At 38.2% G+C, this 22,721-nt stretch carries 23 protein-coding genes; 12 read left to right on the top strand and 11 right to left on the bottom strand.

What is annotated here, in order from left to right; translation table 11 throughout:
- Positions 1 to 27 precede the first annotated feature (27 nt).
- Positions 28 to 1,059 carry a hypothetical protein gene (locus tag ACW0TQ_RS06905; protein ID WP_455725438.1) on the bottom strand — a complete coding sequence of 344 codons (1,032 nt, stop codon included), beginning with the start codon at positions 1,057 to 1,059 and terminating at the stop codon, positions 28 to 30.
- Between the two features lie 492 nt (positions 1,060 to 1,551).
- Between ACW0TQ_RS06905 and sirA the strand changes: the two genes are divergently transcribed.
- From sirA to ACW0TQ_RS06890, 3 genes are all read left to right on the top strand, one after another.
- Complete coding sequence (gene sirA, locus ACW0TQ_RS06900; protein ID WP_042534681.1) at positions 1,552 to 2,010, top strand: sporulation inhibitor of replication protein SirA; 459 nt, start codon at positions 1,552 to 1,554, stop codon at positions 2,008 to 2,010.
- A 47-nt stretch (positions 2,011 to 2,057) separates the two neighbouring features.
- Entirely contained in the window at positions 2,058 to 2,285 is a 228-nt protein-coding gene (locus ACW0TQ_RS06895; RefSeq protein ID WP_042534680.1) for a YneF family protein, read from the top strand.
- Between the two features lie 294 nt (positions 2,286 to 2,579).
- The gene (locus ACW0TQ_RS06890) at positions 2,580 to 2,726 is read left to right on the top strand and encodes a YjcZ family sporulation protein (RefSeq protein WP_084612989.1); all 147 of its coding nucleotides are present in this window, start codon (positions 2,580 to 2,582) and stop codon (positions 2,724 to 2,726) included.
- 161 nt (positions 2,727 to 2,887) lie between these two features.
- Here ACW0TQ_RS06890 and ACW0TQ_RS06885 read toward each other — a convergent pair whose 3' ends face one another.
- The gene (locus ACW0TQ_RS06885; protein WP_042534679.1) at positions 2,888 to 4,528 is read right to left on the bottom strand and encodes a putative ABC transporter permease subunit; all 1,641 of its coding nucleotides are present in this window, start codon (positions 4,526 to 4,528) and stop codon (positions 2,888 to 2,890) included.
- A complete protein-coding gene (locus tag ACW0TQ_RS06880) occupies positions 4,518 to 5,243 on the bottom strand; it encodes an ABC transporter ATP-binding protein (protein WP_042534678.1) in 726 nt (241 codons plus the stop codon). The genes ACW0TQ_RS06885 and ACW0TQ_RS06880 overlap by 11 nt, the downstream gene beginning before the upstream one ends.
- A 349-nt stretch (positions 5,244 to 5,592) precedes the next feature.
- On the opposite strand from ACW0TQ_RS06880, the gene map reads away from it, so the two are divergent.
- The gene (gene map / locus ACW0TQ_RS06875) at positions 5,593 to 6,345 is read left to right on the top strand and encodes a type I methionyl aminopeptidase (RefSeq protein ID WP_042534677.1); all 753 of its coding nucleotides are present in this window, start codon (positions 5,593 to 5,595) and stop codon (positions 6,343 to 6,345) included.
- 57 nt (positions 6,346 to 6,402) lie between these two features.
- On the opposite strand, the gene nhaC is transcribed toward map, so the two are convergent.
- The 3 genes from nhaC to ACW0TQ_RS06860 form a co-directional block, all read right to left on the bottom strand.
- Positions 6,403 to 7,767, bottom strand: a complete 1,365-nt coding sequence (gene nhaC / locus ACW0TQ_RS06870) for a Na+/H+ antiporter NhaC (RefSeq protein ID WP_193064755.1) — start codon at positions 7,765 to 7,767, stop codon at positions 6,403 to 6,405.
- Positions 7,768 to 8,200: 433 nt separating this feature from the next.
- On the bottom strand, positions 8,201 to 9,304 hold the full coding sequence (gene ftsW / locus ACW0TQ_RS06865; RefSeq protein WP_193064756.1) for a putative lipid II flippase FtsW: 1,104 nt from the start codon (positions 9,302 to 9,304) through the stop codon (positions 8,201 to 8,203).
- Positions 9,305 to 9,814: 510 nt separating this feature from the next.
- The gene (locus ACW0TQ_RS06860) at positions 9,815 to 10,696 is read right to left on the bottom strand and encodes a cation diffusion facilitator family transporter (RefSeq protein WP_455725437.1); all 882 of its coding nucleotides are present in this window, start codon (positions 10,694 to 10,696) and stop codon (positions 9,815 to 9,817) included.
- A 329-nt stretch (positions 10,697 to 11,025) separates the two neighbouring features.
- Between ACW0TQ_RS06860 and ACW0TQ_RS06855 the strand changes: the two genes are divergently transcribed.
- Positions 11,026 to 11,262 carry an IDEAL domain-containing protein gene (locus ACW0TQ_RS06855; RefSeq protein ID WP_042534671.1) on the top strand — a complete coding sequence of 79 codons (237 nt, stop codon included), beginning with the start codon at positions 11,026 to 11,028 and terminating at the stop codon, positions 11,260 to 11,262.
- Between the two features lie 655 nt (positions 11,263 to 11,917).
- Positions 11,918 to 13,228, top strand: coding sequence for an MFS transporter (locus ACW0TQ_RS06850; protein ID WP_246529051.1), 1,311 nt, complete (start codon positions 11,918 to 11,920; stop codon positions 13,226 to 13,228).
- Positions 13,229 to 13,282: 54 nt separating this feature from the next.
- Here ACW0TQ_RS06850 and ACW0TQ_RS06845 read toward each other — a convergent pair whose 3' ends face one another.
- Positions 13,283 to 14,197: a zinc dependent phospholipase C family protein gene (locus ACW0TQ_RS06845; RefSeq protein WP_368900662.1), complete on the bottom strand. Its 915-nt coding sequence runs from the start codon at positions 14,195 to 14,197 to the stop codon at positions 13,283 to 13,285.
- 162 nt (positions 14,198 to 14,359) lie between these two features.
- On the opposite strand from ACW0TQ_RS06845, the gene fumC reads away from it, so the two are divergent.
- Positions 14,360 to 15,745, top strand: coding sequence for a class II fumarate hydratase (gene fumC, locus ACW0TQ_RS06840; protein WP_042534666.1), 1,386 nt, complete (start codon positions 14,360 to 14,362; stop codon positions 15,743 to 15,745).
- A gap of 146 nt (positions 15,746 to 15,891) precedes the next feature.
- Positions 15,892 to 16,086 (top strand): alpha/beta-type small acid-soluble spore protein, encoded by a 195-nt coding sequence (locus ACW0TQ_RS06835; RefSeq protein WP_040981996.1) that lies wholly within the window; start codon positions 15,892 to 15,894, stop codon positions 16,084 to 16,086.
- A gap of 73 nt (positions 16,087 to 16,159) precedes the next feature.
- On the opposite strand, the gene ACW0TQ_RS06830 is transcribed toward ACW0TQ_RS06835, so the two are convergent.
- Positions 16,160 to 17,257: an ABC transporter ATP-binding protein gene (locus ACW0TQ_RS06830; protein WP_042534664.1), complete on the bottom strand. Its 1,098-nt coding sequence runs from the start codon at positions 17,255 to 17,257 to the stop codon at positions 16,160 to 16,162.
- Positions 17,258 to 17,368: 111 nt separating this feature from the next.
- A complete protein-coding gene (locus tag ACW0TQ_RS06825) occupies positions 17,369 to 18,268 on the bottom strand; it encodes a PucR family transcriptional regulator (protein ID WP_455725436.1) in 900 nt (299 codons plus the stop codon).
- Between the two features lie 164 nt (positions 18,269 to 18,432).
- Here ACW0TQ_RS06825 and ACW0TQ_RS06820 point away from each other — a divergent pair, with 164 nt between their 5' ends.
- Positions 18,433 to 18,780, top strand: coding sequence for a YlbF/YmcA family competence regulator (locus ACW0TQ_RS06820; RefSeq protein ID WP_042534660.1), 348 nt, complete (start codon positions 18,433 to 18,435; stop codon positions 18,778 to 18,780).
- Positions 18,781 to 18,842: 62 nt separating this feature from the next.
- Here the strand turns inward: ACW0TQ_RS06820 and ACW0TQ_RS06815 are convergent, their stop codons facing one another.
- Both ACW0TQ_RS06815 and ACW0TQ_RS06810 read right to left on the bottom strand, forming a co-directional pair.
- Entirely contained in the window at positions 18,843 to 19,028 is a 186-nt protein-coding gene (locus ACW0TQ_RS06815) for a YhzD family protein (RefSeq protein ID WP_042534658.1), read from the bottom strand.
- Between the two features lie 165 nt (positions 19,029 to 19,193).
- Positions 19,194 to 19,427: a hypothetical protein gene (locus ACW0TQ_RS06810; RefSeq protein WP_175297069.1), complete on the bottom strand. Its 234-nt coding sequence runs from the start codon at positions 19,425 to 19,427 to the stop codon at positions 19,194 to 19,196.
- A 486-nt stretch (positions 19,428 to 19,913) separates the two neighbouring features.
- Here ACW0TQ_RS06810 and ACW0TQ_RS06805 point away from each other — a divergent pair, with 486 nt between their 5' ends.
- From ACW0TQ_RS06805 to ACW0TQ_RS06795, 3 genes are all read left to right on the top strand, one after another.
- Positions 19,914 to 20,810 (top strand): ABC transporter ATP-binding protein, encoded by an 897-nt coding sequence (locus ACW0TQ_RS06805; protein WP_042534654.1) that lies wholly within the window; start codon positions 19,914 to 19,916, stop codon positions 20,808 to 20,810.
- The gene (locus tag ACW0TQ_RS06800) at positions 20,803 to 22,056 is read left to right on the top strand and encodes an ABC transporter permease (RefSeq protein WP_042534653.1); all 1,254 of its coding nucleotides are present in this window, start codon (positions 20,803 to 20,805) and stop codon (positions 22,054 to 22,056) included. The genes ACW0TQ_RS06805 and ACW0TQ_RS06800 overlap by 8 nt, the downstream gene beginning before the upstream one ends.
- 276 nt (positions 22,057 to 22,332) lie before the next feature.
- Entirely contained in the window at positions 22,333 to 22,632 is a 300-nt protein-coding gene (locus ACW0TQ_RS06795; RefSeq protein ID WP_042534650.1) for a metal-sensing transcriptional repressor, read from the top strand.
- Positions 22,633 to 22,721: the final 89 nt, after the last annotated feature.

The following is a 22,721-nucleotide window of genomic DNA, read 5'->3' as shown; positions in this document are numbered from 1 at the left end:
GCTAGCATCTCTCTTCTTTCGTATCTATTATAATTGTTGCTCGATAAAATGGATGATTTCTTTCCGTTCTTGTTCGGTGCAGGAAAACTGTTGCTCTATAGTTTCCAAATATTTTCCAGCCTTTTTCAGCTCTGCAACGCTTTTTTTCATATAGGATTTATAATGGTTATTTATTTTGTTAATTTCACCAGCATATTTCTCATCTGTTCCAGGCGTGACGGTTTCTTCGTATAAATCAATAACTACTTCCCCTTCTCTAGTTGGGAAAAATTCATGGGGATCAGTACTGTCAAATATACAAAAATCCAAATCTGGAACTAATACCATATCAATACTATTTGGATCAAAACTACAATGATAAATTTCAGTATCATAACCATATTCAATACAAGCACTCGCTACTTTTTTCATAAATGTTGACTTGCCTGTTCCAGCTCTCCCTTTTACATAAAAAACGCAGGATAGTTTTTCTGTAATATGAGGGACGACATTGACCGGACCATCTACAGTTGTGGTACCAAAAAGGCGGTGATACTCGTGGCCATCTTGATCCTTCCTCGATTGTCCTTCTAAGACTTCTTGAATAAACGTATCGGCAATTTCATTCGCCCGCTTAAAGTTCATTTCTTTAATATAGATCTCTTCCAGATCATCATGTATGCGTAACCCTGTTTCCAAATGTTTATATGCTTTTTCTGTGTAGTGAATGAATTTTTCTTCTAGTTTCTCTTTTCTTACCGAAATGTCTTGTGTAAATCGATTTAAATCCAGTTCGATTCCTTCACGCATATCATCTGGTATAATGGAATCATTTAAAAAAGCGAGTCTCTTTTCAGGTATAACCACACCATCCAAATAATGTTCACCCAACGCACTTTTTAACACTTCTACTTCATAGGTAGCTTCATATTTTGTGATTATATCTTTTAAAATTTTTGCTTTCACCGTTTGAGAAGAGTGTTTTAAACGAAAGATTTGCTGTATACGTTCTAAATTGGAAGGCAGTAAATTCACAAATCCCACCGCTGTATTTGCCGTAACATAATAATAATTTCTCAAGAAGACACTTCCTTTTTGATTTGAAATTTTGGGCTTTTGTTTAATTAATTTATGCTGCTTCCCATTTTTGGTGAATGTAATTGGTTGTTTGATAGTGGATCAATACCAAAATCAATGGTTGACAGACAGTAGTTAAATTGATAGTGGTAACCGCTACGGAAAAATACTGCGCTAATTAGTCTCTTTACTGATATCTATTCATTAATATCAACCATTGATTTTGGTGAAGAGCCTTGATAGTATAACATAATTATTTGATATGATAATTGTATCAATGATGATATGGAAAAAATGTTTCAAAAGAAATTCAAGTAGGGGAAAGCAGAAATCAAAAATCAGCAGATTGACAGACTTCTCTTAAATTCCTGAAAGAGAAAAGTAGACGCCAAGTTTTCTTTATTGTTTCGACAAAAGAAGTTGTTCTTTGCACACTATTATGACAACTTTCGGAAATAGATTCCTCTATAATGATAGTCAAAGGGGGAATACGTGATGAATGAATACGCAATTTATTGGATAGAAGAAAATGTAGCAAAAAATTATTATCATAAAAGTGATTTATTACATCGTTTCTTTTTAGAATGTGCTGAAAAAGAGGACGAAGTAATAATTAGAAAGCAATTTCGATTTATCACTCGAAAAATCCATTTTTACAAGTTTGCTATGCATTTAAAGACGTTTTCTTCGCCGGATATTTATGTGAAACGAATTGGAAATAGAGTGCTTGTAAAAAAAGGAGAAGAATCACTCTGCTTATATATTGAAAATGGGGAATTGATTTTAAGGTGTCGCCATTTAGCCGTTGCGGTATCACTGCTTTTTCCTATATTAGAAGATATTCATCCTTATTTCTTTGTCCAAGGAAAAGATACACCACAATATGGATGGATTTCTCCTAAATCTATAAAAGAGCTCAATGATGAAAGTCAAGTGTTGTATAATTTCCTCTAATCTAATATACTGTATTAGAGACAACACGAAGGAGGAAATTTTGTAACATGAGTACGATATGGGTAGTATTAATTGCAATTGCAGCTTTAATTGCTGGTGTTGCTCTTGGATTTTTCATTGCTAGAAAATATATGATGAACTACTTGAAAAAGAATCCGCCAATAAATGAGCAAATGCTTCGTACATTGATGATGCAAATGGGCCAGAAGCCGTCACAGAAGAAAATTAATCAAATGATGCGGGCGATGAATAATCAGAATCAGTCTGGGAAATAATTGATAATTATTTTATGGACAAGCACTAAAACCACTTTTTAGAAGGTGGTTTTTCTTATTGGTCAAAATTTTTTTCAGCATAGTAAAAATTTAAATTGTGCAGGATCAAAGTGCTCGGGTTTAGAAGCGCTTTGTCAGTATACATAGGATGTGCGGACACGTTGGAATCAGTATATGGTCATCCAGGTAAAGCTTAACGAAGGGGAGTTTTTCAAAAAAAATAGTCATTCGCCTTCCCAATTTGAATGAAGCTGCATAAGTTAAAGTAGTTCGAATAGAGGAGGTTATATACACATGGGTAGAGAAGAATGTTGTGATAATCGTCAAAGCTTTGGCTCAGCGGGCTTTGCGTTATTAGTTGTGTTATTTATTTTGTTGATTATTATTGGAACAGCATACTCCGGCGGCAACCAGTGCTACACGGGTGGCTACTACTGTTAATGATTAAAAAACCTGGTATTCGTGAAAGGGATTTCGATAAGCGGGCTTCTGCTTTCAAAAATCTCTTATGCACTGGCGCCCAAGCCTTTGCTCGAATGCCCTATTTGCTGAAAAACAAGAAGACGTCCTGGCGGATGAATTGCCAGGGCGTCTTTTTTCAATTAGTTTCCCAGGTTTTGCAATGTTTTTAACGATACTTTTTTACGTAAATAAATGTGTGCTATATCGGTAACAATGAACGTGGAAAGCAGTAAAATAAGCATAATCAGATAAACATTCGTTATATTCATATTCCAAAGAATAATCGTTATCATCCCGAAAAGAGCAATTTGTCCAAGCGAAATAAAGAAAGGGATGAATCTCCCTTTAAATAATTCCTGTTCGTCTGTCCAGTGAAGCTTTGGATGATAGACATCAATAAAGAAGTTAATCACGACGGCTAACCAATTATACAGCAAGGTAATTCCTATCCAGCCAATGAATATATGAATTGGAATGTTTACATAAATGCCGACACCAATAAGCAATAAAAACGGCAGCATAGACATAAGATAGGCAACATATAATTTTGCGTTTATCAAATGCTGAAATGGTATTGGCAAAAATAAATTTAATTTTATGCTTGCTCCTTCTCTGGAAATAGCAGTGGAGGCTGTAACATTGGTACTTAATAAAAAAATCGATATCATAAATAAGGTCAGAAAAAGATTTTTTTCTGGTGCAGCAGAGACAAGTGCTGCCAGATCATTTCCCATATCCAAAAATAGAATCACCGTTATAAATACCGGGAAAAATAATGCCTGAATGACACACTGCATTAGAAAAGCAGGGGTGCGAAAAATCATTTTAAATTCCTTCAGCAGATATGTTTTTAAAATTGAACGCTGCTGTGTTAATTTTTGAGATGCTTTAGCTGATAAATTTCCTTTGCTTCCCGAACTCATTCCCCGGACACCCTTCAAATAAAATCGCTGTCCAGCCCAAATAAATAAGAGAACACAAAGGATAAACACAGCCAGAAGTGCAAGCAGGAAAAGAAGACCGGACCAATCAGCCGCAAAATGGAGACTGCCTGCTCCGAAATAAGCCGGTGGAAAGATCATGGTTATCATTCGCAGTAAACCTTCTTGCTCCTGCATATAGGTCGTAAACGTATCAAGCATTGCCGCATCGTCCATGTTGAGACGAACAAGTACGTTAACGAGAATAACAAATAGTAAGGAACCGATACCCATAAAGATTTTGGAGCGATCCTTGTTTTTGGCGATATTGACATAACGCATGATAAACATCAGGATAACCGCTACAAGACTAAATGGAATAATTGGAAAAATGATAAACAAAATGAAGCCATAGACATAAAATAGAATAGGCGCACTGCTGATACTTCCATACATAAATAAAAATGGCAGAAATAAAAGTGCTGCAATGCCATAATTATAAATTAGCGGATTTGCTGCTTTGCCAACCAATAATTGATAAGGATGTACCGGCAGTGGAATATAAGCTGTAATATCATCAGAAAAATAAAAAGCAGATAAAATCATAATAAATGAAAGAAAAAACAGGATAGCTGCAATAAAAAGCAATGCCAAACCGAGTAGCATACTTTCCTGGTTTACTTCAGCCAGCATGTGATAAGCATGTGTAACCATAGAATGTATTCCTTGCATAAGCATAATAAAAAATGGAATAAGAATCAGGGAAACAATAATATAAATCCATGTATTACTTTGTTTGCCTGCTGAAGAATACTGCATTCTTAACATTATTTTTGTAATTGTCCATGTATTACGCATCATTGGTTAGCTCCAAAAATACATTTTCCAGAGATTGGTCGGTTTGATATTCTGCCTGCAGTTCATCAATTGTTCCATAAAATAAAAGCTCTCCGTGATTAATAATTGCCACTTCATCACAGAGCTGTTCTACGACCTCCAGGCCATGGCTGGAGAAGAAAACCGTATTTCCTTTATCAGCGTGCTCCCGCATCATTTGTTTTAAAGCATAGGACGATTTTGGATCCAGACCAGTTAATGGTTCGTCTAAAATCCAAATATCCGGATCGTGCAGCAGTACAGAAGTAACCATTATTTTTTGCCGCATTCCATGAGAGTAACTCTGAATATAATTTCCCAAGGCATGGTCGATTGAAAATTGTTTTGTATAATAGGCTATCTTTTCCTGCCGCACGTCCTCAGGAACCTGATAAATATCAGCAATAAAATTAAGGTATTCCAAGCCTTTTAGCCTCAGAAAAATATCAGAACGGTCTGGAACAAATCCAAAAATCTCTTTTGCCTTTAAGGGCTCTTTATCAATATCAATGCCATTTAAAGTAATTGTTCCTTTATCGATGGGTAAGATACCGGTCATCATATTGATTGTGGTAGATTTCCCAGCGCCATTTGGTCCAAGAAAGCCGACGATTTTTCCATCTGGGATGGTCAATGATAAATCTTGGATAATATGATGATGTCCATCAAAGCTTTTATTGATTCGAGAAATTTCTATCATCCAAAAACCTCCATTTCTACACTTATATTAGAAATTGTATTGTCAGGTAAATATAAACTTATCGTAACATGCGGCTGCATTTTCACAAAATTAATTTCCCATCTTTAAGAAATAAAAGGCATTTTCTTTTCGAAGGTGATTGGATTTATCACCTTGCAAATAATAGCCAGCAGTATGGTTTCTTTTTAAAAAATGAGCAATGCTCATACAAGCAAAGGTAAGATACTGTTCGTTTCAGAAAGGTTGTGTTAGAATTTACAATGGACTCTGGGTATGAAACCTCATTTAATATTTAATGGATTTCTTATAAAGTATCGTGTATATAGAAGACAGAAAGGAAGAAGAATGAATGATAACAAGAAAAAGTAAGCGGGAAGTTCAGCAAATGCAGGAAGCAGCTGATTTGCTGGTAGCCACACATAAAGAAATCGCAAAACGGATTAAACCGGGCGTAACAACACTCGAATTGGACGCATTTGTAGAAAGATTTTTAGAAGAGCATGGAGCAACGCCGGAGCAAAAAGGCTATAATGGCTATCCTTATGCGATTTGCGCTTCTTTAAATGATGAAATTTGTCATGGCTTTCCAACAGATAGACCCTTAGAAGACGGAGATATTGTAACTATTGATATGGTTGTTAATTTAAATGGAGGCTTGGCTGATTCTGCGTGGACATATGCTGTCGGCAATGTAGACGAAAAAGGACAGAAGCTGATTGAAGTAACGAAGGAAGCATTGTACAAAGGTCTTGCTCAGGCAAAGCACGGCAATCGTTTGGGTGACATAGGCCACGCGATTCAATCGTATGCGGAGGCGGAAGGTTTTTCTGTTGTGCGAGATTTTACCGGCCATGGAATCGGACCGACGATTCATGAAGATCCGCATGTACCACATTACGGACTGCCAAATAAAGGCATTCGTTTAAAAGAGGGAATGGTTATTACGATTGAGCCAATGATCAATGAAGGCGACTGGCGCAGCAAGATGGATGATAATGGCTGGACTGCAAGAACGGTTGATAAAGGACGCTCCGCCCAGTTTGAGCATCAAATCGTTGTTACAAAGGAAGAGCCGATTATTTTAACAGAGCAGGATAAATAATAAAAATACTCCCTAATGTGTGAGCATGAAATTTCGCATTAGGGAGTATTTTTTCGATTATTTTTTCGCTGTTCGGGCTCCAAATAAAATAGTAATCACGGGACTTAACAGGCAGAAAAATGCAAACGGCAGGTAGGTCAGTACAGGAATGCCTAAGACATCTGCGATAAACACTCCGCATACGCTCCAGGGAACAAGCGGATTAATTACTGTTCCTGCATCTTCCAACGTACGGGATAATGCTTTTTTCGTTAGCCCGGCTCTTTCATAAATTTGCTGAAATGTTTCGCCGGTTAACAGAATTGATAAATACTGCTCCCCGATAAAAACATTCACCCCAATTGCCGTCCCTGCAGTGGAAGCGATGATGGACCTTGTTCTTTTAAGTCGTTTTTGCAGTGCTTCTAAAATGGCCGGCAAAATACCAGTAACAAACAATAATCCGCCAAAGCTTAAAGCGAGAAGTACAAGGGCGATCGTGAAGAACATGCTTTCCAGACCGCCTCTTGTAATTAATTCATTAACAGGATCAAAATCAGAATTTCCAGTATAGCCGCCAAACCAGATAGCAGGAATAGCGCTTAAAGGAAATTTATTAACAGCAATCGCAATGATACTGGCAACGACACTGCTTATAGATAAAGATAAGAAAGCAGACAATTTAAAAATTGTACAGCCAATCAATACTATCAATGGGATCCAGGAACTCCAATGTATCAATCCTGTTCCTTGTAATGCCTCCTGATACTGTGCAATATTATTGCTGGCATGGGAGCCACTTGGTGATAGTATTGCAAAAGCAATAAACGAAATAATAAATGCAGGAATCGTTGTTAAACTAATATGTTTAATATGTTCAAATAAATCGACACCGACGATCGTTGAAGCAAGGTTGGTTGTATCAGATAATGGAGACATTTTATCACCAAAGAAAGCTCCGGAAACAATTGCTCCTGCTGTAATCGCCAAAGAAGCGTCCATCGCCCCGGCCATTCCTATCAGAGCAACGCCGACAGTTGCAGTAGTAGTCAGGGAGCTTCCTAAAGAGATACCAATAATACCGGTAATAGCAAAAACAACCGCATAAAACCATGTAGTTGAGATAAGAGATAAACCAGTTGTCATCAAGACAGGAATGGTTCCGCTTATCATCCAGCTGCTGATTAGAATACCAATTACAAAGAATAAGAATACCGCTCCCATTGCAGAACCGGCTCCTAAGCCCATCGCCTTTTGCAGAGATTGGTAAGTGATTTTATTCCATAATCCATAACCAACCAAAATAAATATAGCGATAAGGATAGGTATATGCGGCGCGGCTTCCAGTCCAATCATAAAAAAGCTGATAATCCCCACAAGCAGGATGAGGAAAACGACGGAAACAAGTAATGAAGGGTGATGTTTTGCTTTAATTGAATTCATTTTTAATTACCTCCTTGGCTTTGCATATGTATAAGATATGCCTATTTTTCTATAAGAAATGTAAAAAGCTGCAGCATGATCGTTTTAAACCAATAAAAAAACTCCGCCCCTATAGAAAGGGACGAAGTAAATCTCCGCGTTACCACCCTAGTTGATGCACATTAAGTACATCCGCTTGATTTCAGTGACAGGTTTTAAAATAAAGCCTGTAATTCAACTATTATATACCAAGGTTTGCACCAGCCACCTTGTCTCTAAATAACTGTCATATAATAATCTACTGCGGACTTTTACTGTCAAAACGATTGAATTGTTAATAATGACTATACAATTAATTTACTTGAATTGTCAATAAGAGATTCAAATAATTGCTATTTACGTATCTATTTTTTGAGAACAATAAGTGTACATAATGCCTTTTTCAAAAGTTGACTTAGCTTTCTCTTTTCGCAGACAAATTCACAAGAATTCCGGCACAAACCATCATTATAATAATGGAAGAGCCTCCATAGCTGACGAATGGTAATGTTACTCCCGTTATCGGTAACATACCAGAAATCGCTCCTAAATTAATCACTGCCTGAATCATAATCAGAAAAGTGATTCCTATTGCCAGTAATTGATAAAAGGAATTGGACAGCTGTTTGGCGATGAAGATACCTCTAAACAGGATAATCATATAGCAGGCAAGAACTATCAGTAAGCCTGCTGCTCCGAGCTCTTCTATCGTAATTGCCATAATAAAATCGGTATGTGCTTCTGGGAGATAGCCGAGCTTTTGTGTACTGTTACCTATTCCGTTTCCCATTAATCCGCCGCTATTGATTGCAAGCAAAGAATTTGCAAGCTGGTAGCCATTCTCTGAAAACTCCTCAAACGGCTGCCTGAAGGAAGTCAAACGATTCAAACGATAGGCTGAGCTTAGGGCGAAGTAAACCGTACCTACAGCAGCAACACTTCCCAATAAAAAAATATGCCGTTTTTTTACACCACTGCATGTAACAATAATTCCGCAAGCGGCCAAAATAATTCCGGCTGCTCCTAAATCAGGCTGTGATAAAATGAATAAAAAAACAAGCAGCAAGATGATGACCGGAGGCAGGACGCCATGTACGAAATGGTTGATATACGACTGTTTTTTTGCATAAATCGAGGCAAAGTAAATGACCATGGATATCTTCACCACTTCTGACGGCTGAAATAAAAATCCGCCAATCGCAATCCAGCGCTGGGAGAAGTTGCGTTCTACTCCTATATTTGGTATTAAAACAGCTATTAGCAGAATTAACGAGAGCATTACAAGCGCGGGACTCCATCTGGCATATAGTGCAGGGTTTATTAACGCAGCCAAGGTAAAGAAGGCTATGCCGATTAAGAGCCATTGCAGCTGTTTTACAAAAAAGTAATTTCCGCTATCATAGTACATTTGTCCAATTGGAAAGCTTGCACTGTATACCATCAACAGTCCAAAAATTGATAAAATACCTACCGCAGCAATTAACAAAAAGTCCATTTTCTTCACTTTTGCCCAAAGCATATTCTCATCCTAACTATATAAAAATCATGCATGAATGCTCTTTTTTGAGAACAGTTCATGTTTGCCTCCCATAATTGAATATTGCCGGCCAGGCTGATTATTATTGAAATACTTAAAAATCATGGTTTTCGGTAATTCCTATTAAATATACTAGGGGTGTTGACAATTCGTCAAATTACGCAGCGTTTTTCTCCTGGATTGTAATAAATAGAGTACGTGAAAGGAGGTTGAAAATACTTGTTCGTGATATGAGGACTTTACTTGAACTAGAAGGAGGATTCATAATTAGTTAGTATTCACTGTCAGGGGTAGAAGGGGGAAGAAGAGGTAAAAAACGAATGATAACTTTGACGACAGGAACAACAGAGAAATTTTCCTGCTATCGACATTGGACGAAATTATTTTGACAGAGGAGCAAATGTAGCTTCATTTTATAAAAAAGGAAAATACAAATATTAAAATGAACCATTCTCTAAGGATATAGAAAATGGTTCATCTTGTTTCTGAAGTTTACTTTTTATTTTCTTCATAAGGTTCAATATGAATCAATGCGTGATTTATTCCGTATTCTTTGTAAAGATACTCCTCAATATGCTCTGTGATAGCATGGCTGTCAACAACATTTAAGGTGGGATCCACTAAAATAGTTATATCTAAAAGCTCTTGATTGCCGTGAATACGGCCTTTAATATCAACAACCTCCCGTACATTTTTAAAGGTGCGGATAGCTTCCTTCATTTCATCTAATTTCTTATAATCAAATCCATCTGTCAGCGTAACCGTAGAATCTTTAAAAATATCCCATGCTGTTTTGCAGATGATTAATCCGACCAATATCGCTACAATCGGATCTAACCAAAATAGTCCGAATTGGGCTCCGATAATGCCGATAAATACGCCAATACTTACAAAAGCGTCTGAACGATTATCCATTGCTGCGGCATAAAGTGCACTGCTTCCGATTTTTTTGGACAGTTTTAAATTATAACGGAAGACACCCAGCATAACGAATGCAGCGAATATAGCTACCCAGGCTGTCAGCATATCAGGCTGTTCATAATCGGATGCATAAAGTGTCCGGCCTGCAGTAAATATGACTTGAAGGCCGATAAACATCATAATAAAAGCGGCAAATAGAGAAGCGATACTTTCTGCACGGTAATGGCCGTAGCGGTGGACGGAATCTGCAGGTTTGACCGCTATTTTTAATCCGACTAATACAGCAACGGAAGCAATAATATCGGTAAAGTTATTTAAACCGTCAGCGCGCAGCCCTTCTGAATTTCCGATGGAGGCAATATAAAGCTTCAAAATGGCTAAAAAGATATAAGCGATGATGCTGAGCCAAGCTCCTTTTTCCCCGGTTTTTAAGTTTTCATTATGATTATTCATCTTTAATCCCACCATATTCTAAAATTAACTAGATATCTCCATACCATATTCAAGTTAGCTTATATAGTCTATCAAATCACTTACTGGTGGGTCTAGAGAAAAATAACAGACCACAGGAAGAGTTATTGAGAATTGTAAGCATATTTTCCTTTGGGAAACAATCATTGCTATGGCAGTATTTATTGTTTCTTTTTATATATAAAATGATTCAGAAAATAAGGCGCTTGCATAGATGAAAATAAATAAGAAAAAAATGGATAATATTTATAAGTTGAAATTTATTGAAAGTTTGTGCATAATGGGTAAAAGGCTTTAAGGGGGAAACTTCCATGAAACAAGAAAAAGTCGTATACCGTTTTTTTCAGTATGTAGGAGAACCGTTAACAGCACGAAAAGAAATGGCATTTGAAGAGAAGCTTGCTGCTCAATTATTATTGGACGAACTTGTATTTAAATGGAACAAATCTCATTTAGAAGAAGAAATAAATCAAGCCATTGAAACAAATAATTATGTAGATTTTAAAAAATATAGTGAAGCTTATAAACAATATGTGTGGGAAGATTAACTATAAAGGTATAGGTGCCTGAGACCAAGTGCGCCTATACCTTTTTTTAGGAATAAGAAACCTTATAAAAGTTGAAGGCAGTCGATTCAATGGGTTTCATGGGGTGAGTAATCTTAGGCCCCGAGAGTAAAAAAAGAAGTTTGCTTTTTTCTGCGAGGTCTTCCCGCTGGGACTGGGACTGCGATTACTCGTCCCACCGAAAACCATTGCGATTGCTCGCCCCATCAAAATCGTCGCTAGAATTAGCTTTATTTCTTTATAAGAAAGCTAATGAAACATATTTATTCTTAGATGGGAGCGGAGGGAAGTTGACTACTGCGGGAAAAGCAACAGGTGAAGACCCCGGAGGAAGCGGTTTTGTTCCGAGGAGGCTGAGCCGTTGCCCACGGAAAGCGACTTCCCGTAGCGGACATCTCTTCGACAAGGACACCGATGTTTTAAAGACCAAGCGGTATTCTTGTTTTTTTATTTGGAGTATGGCAGTTATCTTTTGCACGCTCCAAGTAAATAGCAGTTGTGAGAACATTCATGTCAGCATATACTGCATGCAGAAAAGACGGAATATAGGTTTTTTTAAGAAATAATATTAAATTAAAAAAATAGATAGGATTAACCAAATAAATCCATTATAATGCAAGTAAAGGAGGGGGATAAAGTGGACGCAAAATCGAGAAAGAAAATACAGCGCAGCTGGATGATGTACGATTTCGGGAATTCAGCTTTTGCAACAACGATGATGGCTGCAGTACTACCCGTTTATTATTCAACAGTTGCTGCATCTGGTCTGGATGATCATTTAGCAACAAGCTATTGGGGATATTCACAATCTATCTCTGTGCTGATTGTAGCTATTCTTGCACCGATACTTGGTGCCATCAGTGATTTTTCAGCAGCAAAGAAAAAATTTCTTCGTTTTTTCGCATTTATGGGGATTATTGCAAGTATTTTAATGATCTTCATCAGTGAGGGAGATTATTTATTGGCCTCTTTATTATTCATTATTGGTTCGATTGGATTTTCGGGCGGTAATATTTTTTATGATGGATTTTTACCGGAGATTGTTGAAAAAGAAGAGATGGACAAAGTATCATCAGGCGGTTTTGCCTATGGATATATTGGAGGCGGTATTTTATTAGCTGTTAATGTGATGATGATATTAAACCCATCCTGGTTCGGGATTCCTGATACAGAATGGGCAACCAGAATTTCGCTTGCTTCTGTAGGTATCTGGTGGCTGATTTTTACGATTCCGCTCCTGAAAAATATAAAAGAAGAGAAAAAAGAGAAAGTAAAGCGGGAAAAATCATATATAGCCATTGGTTTTTCCAGAGTCGGAAACACCTTCCGGGAGATAAAGCAATTTAAACAGCTGGCTATTTTTCTGATTGCATTTTGGCTTTATAATGATGGAATTTCTACCATCATCCGAATGGCAACTGTTTATGGAAGTGAGATTGGGATTGGTCAGAATGATTTGATTATTGCGTTATTGATTACCCAATTTGTCGGCATACCATTTACCTTCTTTTTCGGTTGGCTGGCAACAAAGATTACAGCAAAGAAAGCATTATTTATCACATTGTACATCTATTTAGGAATAGTCATTATTGGTTATTTTATGAGCACTGCTCTTCATTTTTATATGCTGGCAATTATTGTAGGAATGGTTCAAGGAGGAGCACAATCATTGAGCCGCTCCATTTTTGGACGTATGATACCAACTGGAAAGCATGCGGAGTTTTTTGGATTTTATGGTATTTCATCCAAGTTCGCGGCAGTAGTCGGCCCATTTATATTTGCGCTTATTGGACAATTGACGGGAAACAGCCGCTTAGGCATTTTATCGCTTATTTTCTTCTTTATTATCGGAATCATTCTCTTGAAATTCGTGGATATTGATAAAGGAATAGAAGAGGCAAGGAGAGCTTCGAATAAAAAAGAGGAAGTCAACGTACGCCCGCAATAAAGATAAGCACATGCTGAGAGGAGTCTTGAACCAAAGAGCATGTGCTTCTTTTTCTTATATAATTGGTACACTAAAGCGGTTTATATCATGATTCGCTACAGGTGTGCCGGTATCATATGAAATATTGCCGATACGGCGGATAAGCTGCGCTTTTACTGATTCTCCGCCTTCATTCCAATAATCCGTAACCAAAGGAAGCAGGCTGACAGCATCATTTAATGCATCCGTATATAACTCTGCAAAGCTTTCCTCCCGTTTTTCTCCAGTAGCTGCATGCACCCACAGCTTATTTTCTTCATTAAGATAATCGATATTTTCATGGATGGGCTGATGAGAATAAGAACTGATAAAAGCTTTTAAGATTTTATTTTTCCAGCCGCCCGAGTCTGCAAAAAGTTTTTGAGCAGTAATCATATCCTGGTAAGCAATCTGAATATCCTTCGTCTGAAAAGATAATTCGGGGTGAAACCTGCGGATAGCATCATCTAATATGTATAAAATGGATACAGGCAATGTGTCACCAACATTGATTTCTGCATATGCCGCATGCTTCCACAGTTCCATTTTACGTGTGTCTAAAGCCATTTTCGTATCAATAAGGGTTTCCAGCTTTTGGTGTTTACTGCCCTGATACCCGGCCCGGTAATGGATATAAGGGTGTGTATGACGGTCCAGCAGATGGTGGGTGATAAAACCTGCCACATAGGCTTTTACTTCATCAGACCCTTCCTGAGCCTGTTCAATCAGGTATATTAGAAAAGGGCCGCATTCTTTTGTGTGCAATGTGTTGCCGATTTCCTGTCCGGTCTTTTGACTGGAAAGCCATGGCCAGAATCGGTAATAAAAGAAAGGGTCAGGTCCTTGAGCGCCTAGAAAGAGAGCATGTCTGGAAGGGGAATGGTGGATATCCCAGGATAATGCATTGCAAGCATCTTCTGCGAAAAAAATATGTGTCCAGATATTCGGCATGATTTATTCTTCCTTTCTTCAATTCAATTGGTATACGTAAAAATAGCTGATATTCTCTGGAAATATGCTTATTCTTATCATATCATGAAAAAGAAATCGAAAAAAATCAAAAAATTTGATACACTAGATATGATTCGAGGAAAAGTTCAAGGAGGAATTAGGATGGATTATCGTGTTGAAAAAGATACTATCGGGGAAATTAAGGTGCCGGCCGACAAATATTGGGGAGCGCAGACACAACGCAGTAAACAGAATTTCCCGATTGGTCAGGAAACTATGCCTGTCGAAATCATTAAAGCGTTTGCAATTTTAAAAAGAAGTACAGCTGTTGCCAACTTTGAACTGGGGTTAATGGAGGAAGAAAAAGCGGAAGCAATAAAATATGCTGCAGACCAAGTATTAGCAGATAAATTAAATGACCATTTTCCATTAGTAGTATGGCAAACAGGAAGCGGAACACAGTCAAATATGAATGTAAATGAAGTATTGGCGTATGTTGGTAATCAATGGCTTCAAGAGCAGGGGAGCGAGTTAAAACTTCATCCGAATGATGATGTAAATAAATCACAAAGTTCAAATGATACATACCCTACAGCGATGCATGTAGCAGCTGTATTGAAATTGGAAGATACCGTACTTCCTGCCGTGAAGCAACTCAAGGACACACTGGAAGAAAAACAAAATAAATTTACGGACATTGTAAAAATAGGGCGGACCCACTTGCAGGATGCAACACCATTGACGTTAGGCCAGGAAATCAGCGGCTGGCACCGGATGTTAGAAAAATCATACACCATGATTAAAGAGAGTAATGAACATCTGCGGGAGCTGGCTATCGGTGGAACAGCTGTCGGAACGGGTTTAAATGCACATCCGGATTTTTCAGAAAAGGTTTGTAAAGCTATTTCAGCATATACTGATAAAACATTTATTTCTGCTAAAAACAAATTCCATGCATTAACGAGCCATGATGAGACGGTTTATGCGCATGGGGCGTTAAAAGGTCTTGCTGCAGATATGATGAAAATTGCCAATGATGTACGCTGGTTAGCGAGCGGACCGCGTTGTGGTATTGGAGAAATTACGATACCGGCAAATGAGCCTGGAAGCTCGATCATGCCAGGAAAAGTAAATCCGACACAAAGTGAAGCCGTAACGATGGTAGCGACACAGGTGATGGGAAATGATGCGGCAATCGGATTTGCTGCCAGTCAAGGGAATTTTGAACTAAACGTCTTTAAACCGGTGATTGCCTATAACTTCCTGCAATCCAGCCAATTGCTGGCAGATAGCATTCTTTCCTTTGATGAGCGCTGTGCGGTCGGAATTGAAGCGGACCTGGAGCAAATTGAGAAAAACCTGCATGGATCATTAATGCTGGTAACTGCTTTAAACCCGCATATCGGTTATGAAAATGCTGCAAAAATCGCCAAAACAGCATTTGCAGATAATGCAACATTAAAAGAGACAGCAGTTAGGCTTGGTTTATTGACTGCTGAACAATTTGATGAGTATGTAAGACCAGAGGAAATGACACATCCCAAATAAGCTTAGAAAGCAGTACTTTTGAATACGAACATGAAGCAATCAAAAAGCTGAATCCATGCATAGGGTTCAGCTTTTTTAATTTCCAAAAATTAGCTATCATAAGTTGGACGAAACTGCAGAAGATACTTGTACAGGAGGTGATAATCATGGCAAACAACAATTCAAACCAATTAGTAGTGCCTGGAGTACAACAAGCTCTTGATCAAATGAAATATGAAATCGCTCAAGAATTTGGTGTAAACCTTGGTGCAGATTCAACTTCTCGTGCAAACGGTTCTGTAGGTGGAGAAATCACAAAACGCCTAGTGCAGACTGCTCAACAACAAATGCATGGTAAATAATTTTATTAAATAAAATATTACTGGCTAAAAAGGGGAACTTATAATGAGTTCCCCTTTACCAATATCTTCTGTCTTAACGTATCCGCTGTTCACTCTCATTATCAAAGAAGTGGACCTTATTCATATCAAAGGAAAGCTCTAATTCATCCCCGCCTTGAATATCTGCACGAGAATCGACGCGCGCAACAAATTCTTGATTATCGATACTGGAATAAAGAATAGATTCTGCTCCCATCAATTCCGCAACCTCAATTTTGGCTGTCAATTTAGACTCAGGAGAGGATTCTAAGAAGACTAATTCATCATGAATATCTTCCGGACGAACACCGATAGTCAGCTCTTTTCCTTCATAGCCCTGTTCTTTCAGCGGTGCAAGCTTTGGCTGCGGAATTAGGAAGGAATGGTCACCGATTTGGAACTTGTCTCCCTGCAATGTGCCAGTAAAGAAATTCATAGATGGAGATCCGATAAACCCGCCTACAAAAATGTTTTCCGGTAAGTCATACACATCCTTAGGAGCACCAACCTGCTGAATAACACCATCTTTCATTACAACGAGTCTTGTTGCCATTGTCATTGCTTCGGTCTGGTCGTGAGTCACATAGATAGTTGTGGTTTGCAGTCGCTGGTGCAGCTTTTGGATCTCTGCACGCATTTGCACACGCAATTTTGCATCCAGGTTAGATAAAGGTTCGTCCATCAGGAATACCTTGGCATCCCGGACAATCGCACGTCCTAAAGCAACACGCTGTCTTTGTCCGCCGGATAATGCTTTTGGTTTTCTGTCTAAGTATGCTTCTAATCCTAAAATTTTAGCCGCTTGATCAACACGTTTTTTGATTTCTTCTTTTTTAAATTTGCGAAGCTTAAGTCCGAATGCCATATTATCATATACATTCATATGAGGGTATAAGGCATAGTTTTGGAATACCATTGCGATATCGCGATCTTTTGGTGAAACATCATTCATTAATTTCTCATCAATATACAGTTCCCCGTCAGATATTTCTTCCAAGCCGGCAATCATGCGCAATGTAGTTGATTTCCCGCACCCGGATGGCCCGACAAATACAATAAATTCCTTATCTTGAATATGTAAGTTGAAATCTTTTACCGCTAATACATCCTTATCGTATTTCTTTTGAATATGATTTAATTTTAATTCTGCCATGATGACATCTCCTTAAAATGATTTAGTGTTAAAATAAAATGAAAGCGTTTTTCTTATGTTTTTAATTTTACTGAAAAAGCTGTAAAAACAATATGGAGATGTTGCACAAAATTATGACTGGATATTGTGCATATTTGCTAAAATGGCTAAATAAACGGTAAATGCATTATCAAACTGCTTGATATCAATGCCTGTACTTTCATAAAATTTATCGAGTCGATACTGCAGGCTGTTCCTGTGGATATATAAATTCTTTGCTGTTTCAGATACATTTAAATTACATTGAATAAACATTCGAATCGTTTCTAAAGCCTCCGGGTCTGTTAAAAACTCTTTCAAAACCCATTCACTTAATTGCTGCCGTTGCTTATGGGAAAGAATTTCAATAAGAAACGAAGGGTATACCTCGGTATAATCAATCACAGCTGTGTCCATTTTTCGAAAGCTTCTCTCTGCCATGGTGGTAATTTGCTCTATGCAGTCTGCCAAGTCTTTATCATTTTCTAAGTAGGGGCCGATGAAAAACATGATTTTCACATATAATTCACCTGTTAATGTATCGGCGATCTGGTGATAAGTGATGCCCTCCTCTAAAAAACTGGCCGGTTCCTCGATAATAAACCCTTCATTTGTATGATTCCATAATATAGATAAATCTCCTGAAAAAAATTCCTGTAACGTTTTTCTGAATACATTTGTATCAATCTGTCCTTGTTCGATTCGAAAAAAAATAAAACGGTAGCGCCCGGCTTTACCAAGGTTTGCGTCTTTTTGCCGGTGAATCCGTGCTTCCCACTGTTTTTCTTTAGGTGTTTGAATGGGAAACTGAACATGGTAAGAAGTAAGAAAAGTGCCCAGAAGGATTTTATCTCTGTCTGTTAATTCTTTATTATCAATACCGATAACGGTATTTTCCAGTTGGTACCACTTAAAATCAGGGTTTACTTCTTTCTGGTTTTTGGGAAGCTCTGTCAAACTGGGGTAAAGCTTCTTCAATCGTTGTAAATGCAATCGTATTCCTCCTTTTAAACTGAGATAGCAGTTCTATTGCATGCTGCTTTTATTATACTATGAAAATGCAGGATTTATTTTTTAATCCATTAAATAGATATGGCTATACATACGTTAACAGCTTTGTTATAGTAGCAAGAGACGATGAAGGAGGAGTTATATTAATGTCAAATTTACAAGAACAAGCAAATCAATTAGAACAAGCACTTCGTGAAAGCAAAGAATTTCAGGATTTAAAACAAGCTTATGAAGCAGTAATGTCTGACGAAATTGCAAAGCAAATGTTTGAAAACTTCCGTGAAACACAATTAAACCTGCAGGAAAAGCATATGCAAGGTCAAGATATTTCTGAAGAAGAAATTGAAAAAGCAAGACAAATCGTTGAGACGGTTCAACAGCATGATGCCATCTCAAAATTAATGGAAGAAGAGCAGAAACTAAACAATGTGATTAATGAAATCTCTCAAACCATTACAAAACCATTAGAAGAACTTTATGGTGCAGCTGAATAAAAAATGAACGGATACATCCCTGCCGCTGCTTTACCTTTTGCAGCAGCAGGGATTTTAACTTTTTAACGATGAAAGAGCACCAGCTTAGCATTTGGGCTGACACATCGATGTGTATGTTCAGCGTACCCCTCTTTATCCAGCTTTTCCTTTCCAATTTCCTTTGCTTCTGCATGCGTGGAAGCATCAAATTGTGTATCAAGCAGTTTTTCTCCTGATTGTGAAAATACCGTTAAATAATATGTCCCCATCGAATGACCCCCTCCAAAATGTAATCGCTTTACTCTAAATTATAAAACAGATGAAATACTTCTTGCAATAGTTATGAATTGGTATTCATTTTTTCTTGAAGAATAAGAAGTATATAAAAAATGCTGAATATAGCCGCTCCAACGGGTTTCATGGGGTGAGTAATCTTAGGCCCCAGAAATAAACTCCACTTTCCATGGGCCCGAGCTCATCTCCTCTAAAGAAGACTTAGCAATTGGCAAGCCGACAGGCGCAGACAGAGCTAAAGTCGCACTTATGCCCCGAGGGTGAAAAGAAGACTTAGCAATTGGCAAGCCGACAGGCGCAGACAGAGCTAAAGTCGCACTTATGCTCTGAGGGTAGAAAAAAAGAAATTCACTTTTTTCCTGCGGGGTCTTCACCCTGCGCATTCCCACAGGAGTCTCCGTGTATTTCTTCTGGGACTGCGATTACTCGTCCCATCAAAAAGCGTCGCTAGAATTAGCTTCATTTCTTTGAAAGAAAGCAAATAAAACATAATTCTTCTTAGATGGGAGCGGAGGGAAGCCGACTCCTGCGGGAAAAGCAACAGGTGAAGACCCCGCAGGAAGTGATTTTCTTCCGAGGAGGCTGATCCGTTGCCCGCGGAAAGCGACTTCCCGCAGCGGACATCGCTTCGGCGAGGACACTGGTGATTTAAAGACCAAGTGGTGCTCTTGGTTTTCTAATCATAATGATTTAGATAGAAGCGCCGGGGAGGTAATGATAGTAAACAGGATAGATATAATAAAAAAATGAAACGAATGGATATGTTTGTACGTATAACAAGTGGATGAATAAAAATTTGAAAAGTTATATGAACCTTTTGATTCGTTCAATTGTATAGTCAACAGAAGGGAGAGAAGTATGTGCTAAAGCTATCAAATGTCACAAAACGGTTTGGAAATCATACTGCAGTAAACAATTTATCTCTGGAAATTCCTGAAAGAGAAATGTTTGGGTTTTTAGGCGGAAACGGGGCAGGCAAAACAACAACATTTCGTATGATTCTCGGCCTGCTGGATAAAACATCCGGCGATATTACCTGGGACGGCGGCCCGATTTCTTATAATGAGAGTCATTTAATTGGGTATTTGCCGGAAGAAAGAGGGCTGTATCCGAAATTAACGGTGAAAGAGCAAATTATTTATTTAGGACGGCTGCGGGGAATGAAAAAACAAGAGGTTCTTAAAAAGCTGGATGAATGGCTGGAACGGTTTAAAGTACCGGAGTACTTAGATAAAAAAGTGCAGGAGCTGTCTAAAGGGAATCAACAGAAAATACAGTTTATTTCTGCCGTGATTCATGAGCCTAAACTGTTAATATTAGATGAGCCATTTTCTGGATTAGATCCAGTCAATGTAGAAATGCTGAAAAATGCTGTCAAAGATTTAAAAAATCAGGGGACGTCGATTGTTTTCTCTTCTCACCAGATGGAGCATGTCGAGGAAATGTGCCAGCATATCTGTATTCTGCAAAAAGGAACGCCAGTTGTTCATGGCTCCTTACGCGAAATCAAACACAGCTTTGGAAAGAAAAATCTTGATATCCGCGGTGATTTTTCAACAGAATTTTTAAAGAATTATCAAGGTGTGGCTTCTTATAAAGAACTGCCGGATGGATGTGCATTGCAGATTGAGGATGAACAAATTGCACAAGATATATTTTCAGAGCTGCAAGGGAAAGGCTTTGTCCGGAAATTTGAAATTGAAGAGCCTTCTTTAAATGATATCTTTATTGAAAAGGTAGGTGCTTCCTATGAATAAATTCTGGACGATTGTTGGTCATACGTATCTTTCGCGGGTAAAATCGAAATCATTTATTATTACCACGGCAATTACATTAGCTATCATTATTGGTTTTGCAAATATATCCTCTATTATTGATATGTTTTCAGGTGATGAAGAATCGGATCAAGTGCTTGTCATCGATGAATCCGGAATATACGGTGATTATTTGCAGGGGGAAGGGATAAGTGAAGGCGCCGGAATTGCCTTTGAGAATTTTGAAGGAACAGAGGAAGAAGCGAAGGATGCAGTCTCTGCTGAAGAATATGATGGCTTGCTTGTCATTGCTGCCGATGAAAATAATCTGCCCGAAGGAGACTATTATGCGAACCGTATTTCGGAAACGGGCGAACAGGTAGAAATTGAGCAGATTTTGCAGCAGCTGAAGGTGGTTGTTGGAACGCAGGAGGCGGGAATTGACCAGCAAACGTTAGATATGATTTATGCCCCGGTGAGCCTGCAGACAGAGCAGCTGGATGACAGTGCCAGAACAGCAGAAGAAATGAATCAATCTCGAGGTCTGGTATATGTCATGCTGTTTGTTCTGTATATGACCGTTCTTCTATACGGTCAGATGATTGCTACAGATGTTGCAACAGAAAAATCATCCCGCGTCATGGAGCTTCTTATCTCCAGTGCTCCGCCTATGATGCATATGTTTGGAAAGATTGTCGGGATTGCTTTGTTAGGATTGACACAAATGATTATCCTGCTGGGCGGAGGTTACTTTGCCATTCAAGCAAATCAAGATTCTGCAGCAGGGGAATTTTTTGAAGTAATGGGAATTATGGATAATGATCCGGTTATTTACATTTATGCAATTGTCTTTTTCCTATTAGGCTATTTCCTCTATGCAACTCTGGCGGCCATGCTCGGATCGTTAGTCAGCCGGATTGAGGATGTTAATCAATTGATTATGCCGATGACGATGCTGATTGTCATTGCCTTTGTCATTGCAATGACAGGTCTGGGTATGCCTGAATCAACATTGATTACGGTGACATCCTATATCCCATTCTTTACGCCGATGATAATGTTTTTACGTATCGGTATGCTCAATATCCCATTTTGGGAAATTGGTTTGTCTATCGGGATTATGATTGTAACGATTGCTTTGTTTGCTGCATTGGCAGCCCGCGTATACAAAGGCGGGGTACTGATGTATGGCAAATCAGGATCGTTAAAAGATTTTAAACGTGCCATCAATTTATCAAAAAAAGAATAGCTGTATGATTGATTTTAAAATAACCGCTTTGCCTGTGTGGCATATGAAGCGGTTATTTTAAAGGAGTAACGGGAAAGATAATGATGGTTGAACCGGAAGAAATTATCAGCAGGATGATTTATACAAACCTATAGAAACAGACTCTAAAAATAACTCCTGTTCAGGATACGTTTTATTTTGATTAATGATATAATGGACTTTTAAGCAGAAGTCTTCTGCATTGACATATATACGGTAGGGTGGTATATTAAAAGAGAAGATTAAAGGAGGGATACGATGGATTCCTTACATGAGCATACATTGAAACCAAGAACAGATGCCGAGAAAAAAGCAGTGACAAATCGTTTAAAACGAATTGAAGGTCAGGTCCGCGGTATTCAAAAGATGATTGATGAAGATAGATACTGTGTAGATATTCTTGTTCAAATCAGTGCGATTAATTCCGCGTTAAAGCGTGTTGGATTTGAAGTTGCTGAACGTCACATCAAGCATTGTGTCAGCGATGCTGTGAAATCTGGAGAAGGCGATGAAGCAATTGACGAACTGATGGATGTGCTGAATCAGTTTACAAAATAATAAATAAATCATGATAAAAGTCTACACGTACGGTAGGCTTTTTTTATTGTGCTGGAGAATAATCAGCGGATAGAACGTGCATTCTGTTA

It is taken from the genome of Oceanobacillus sp. M60 (assembly GCF_053839645.1).
This window is presented reverse-complemented; position numbering and strand designations above follow the sequence as displayed.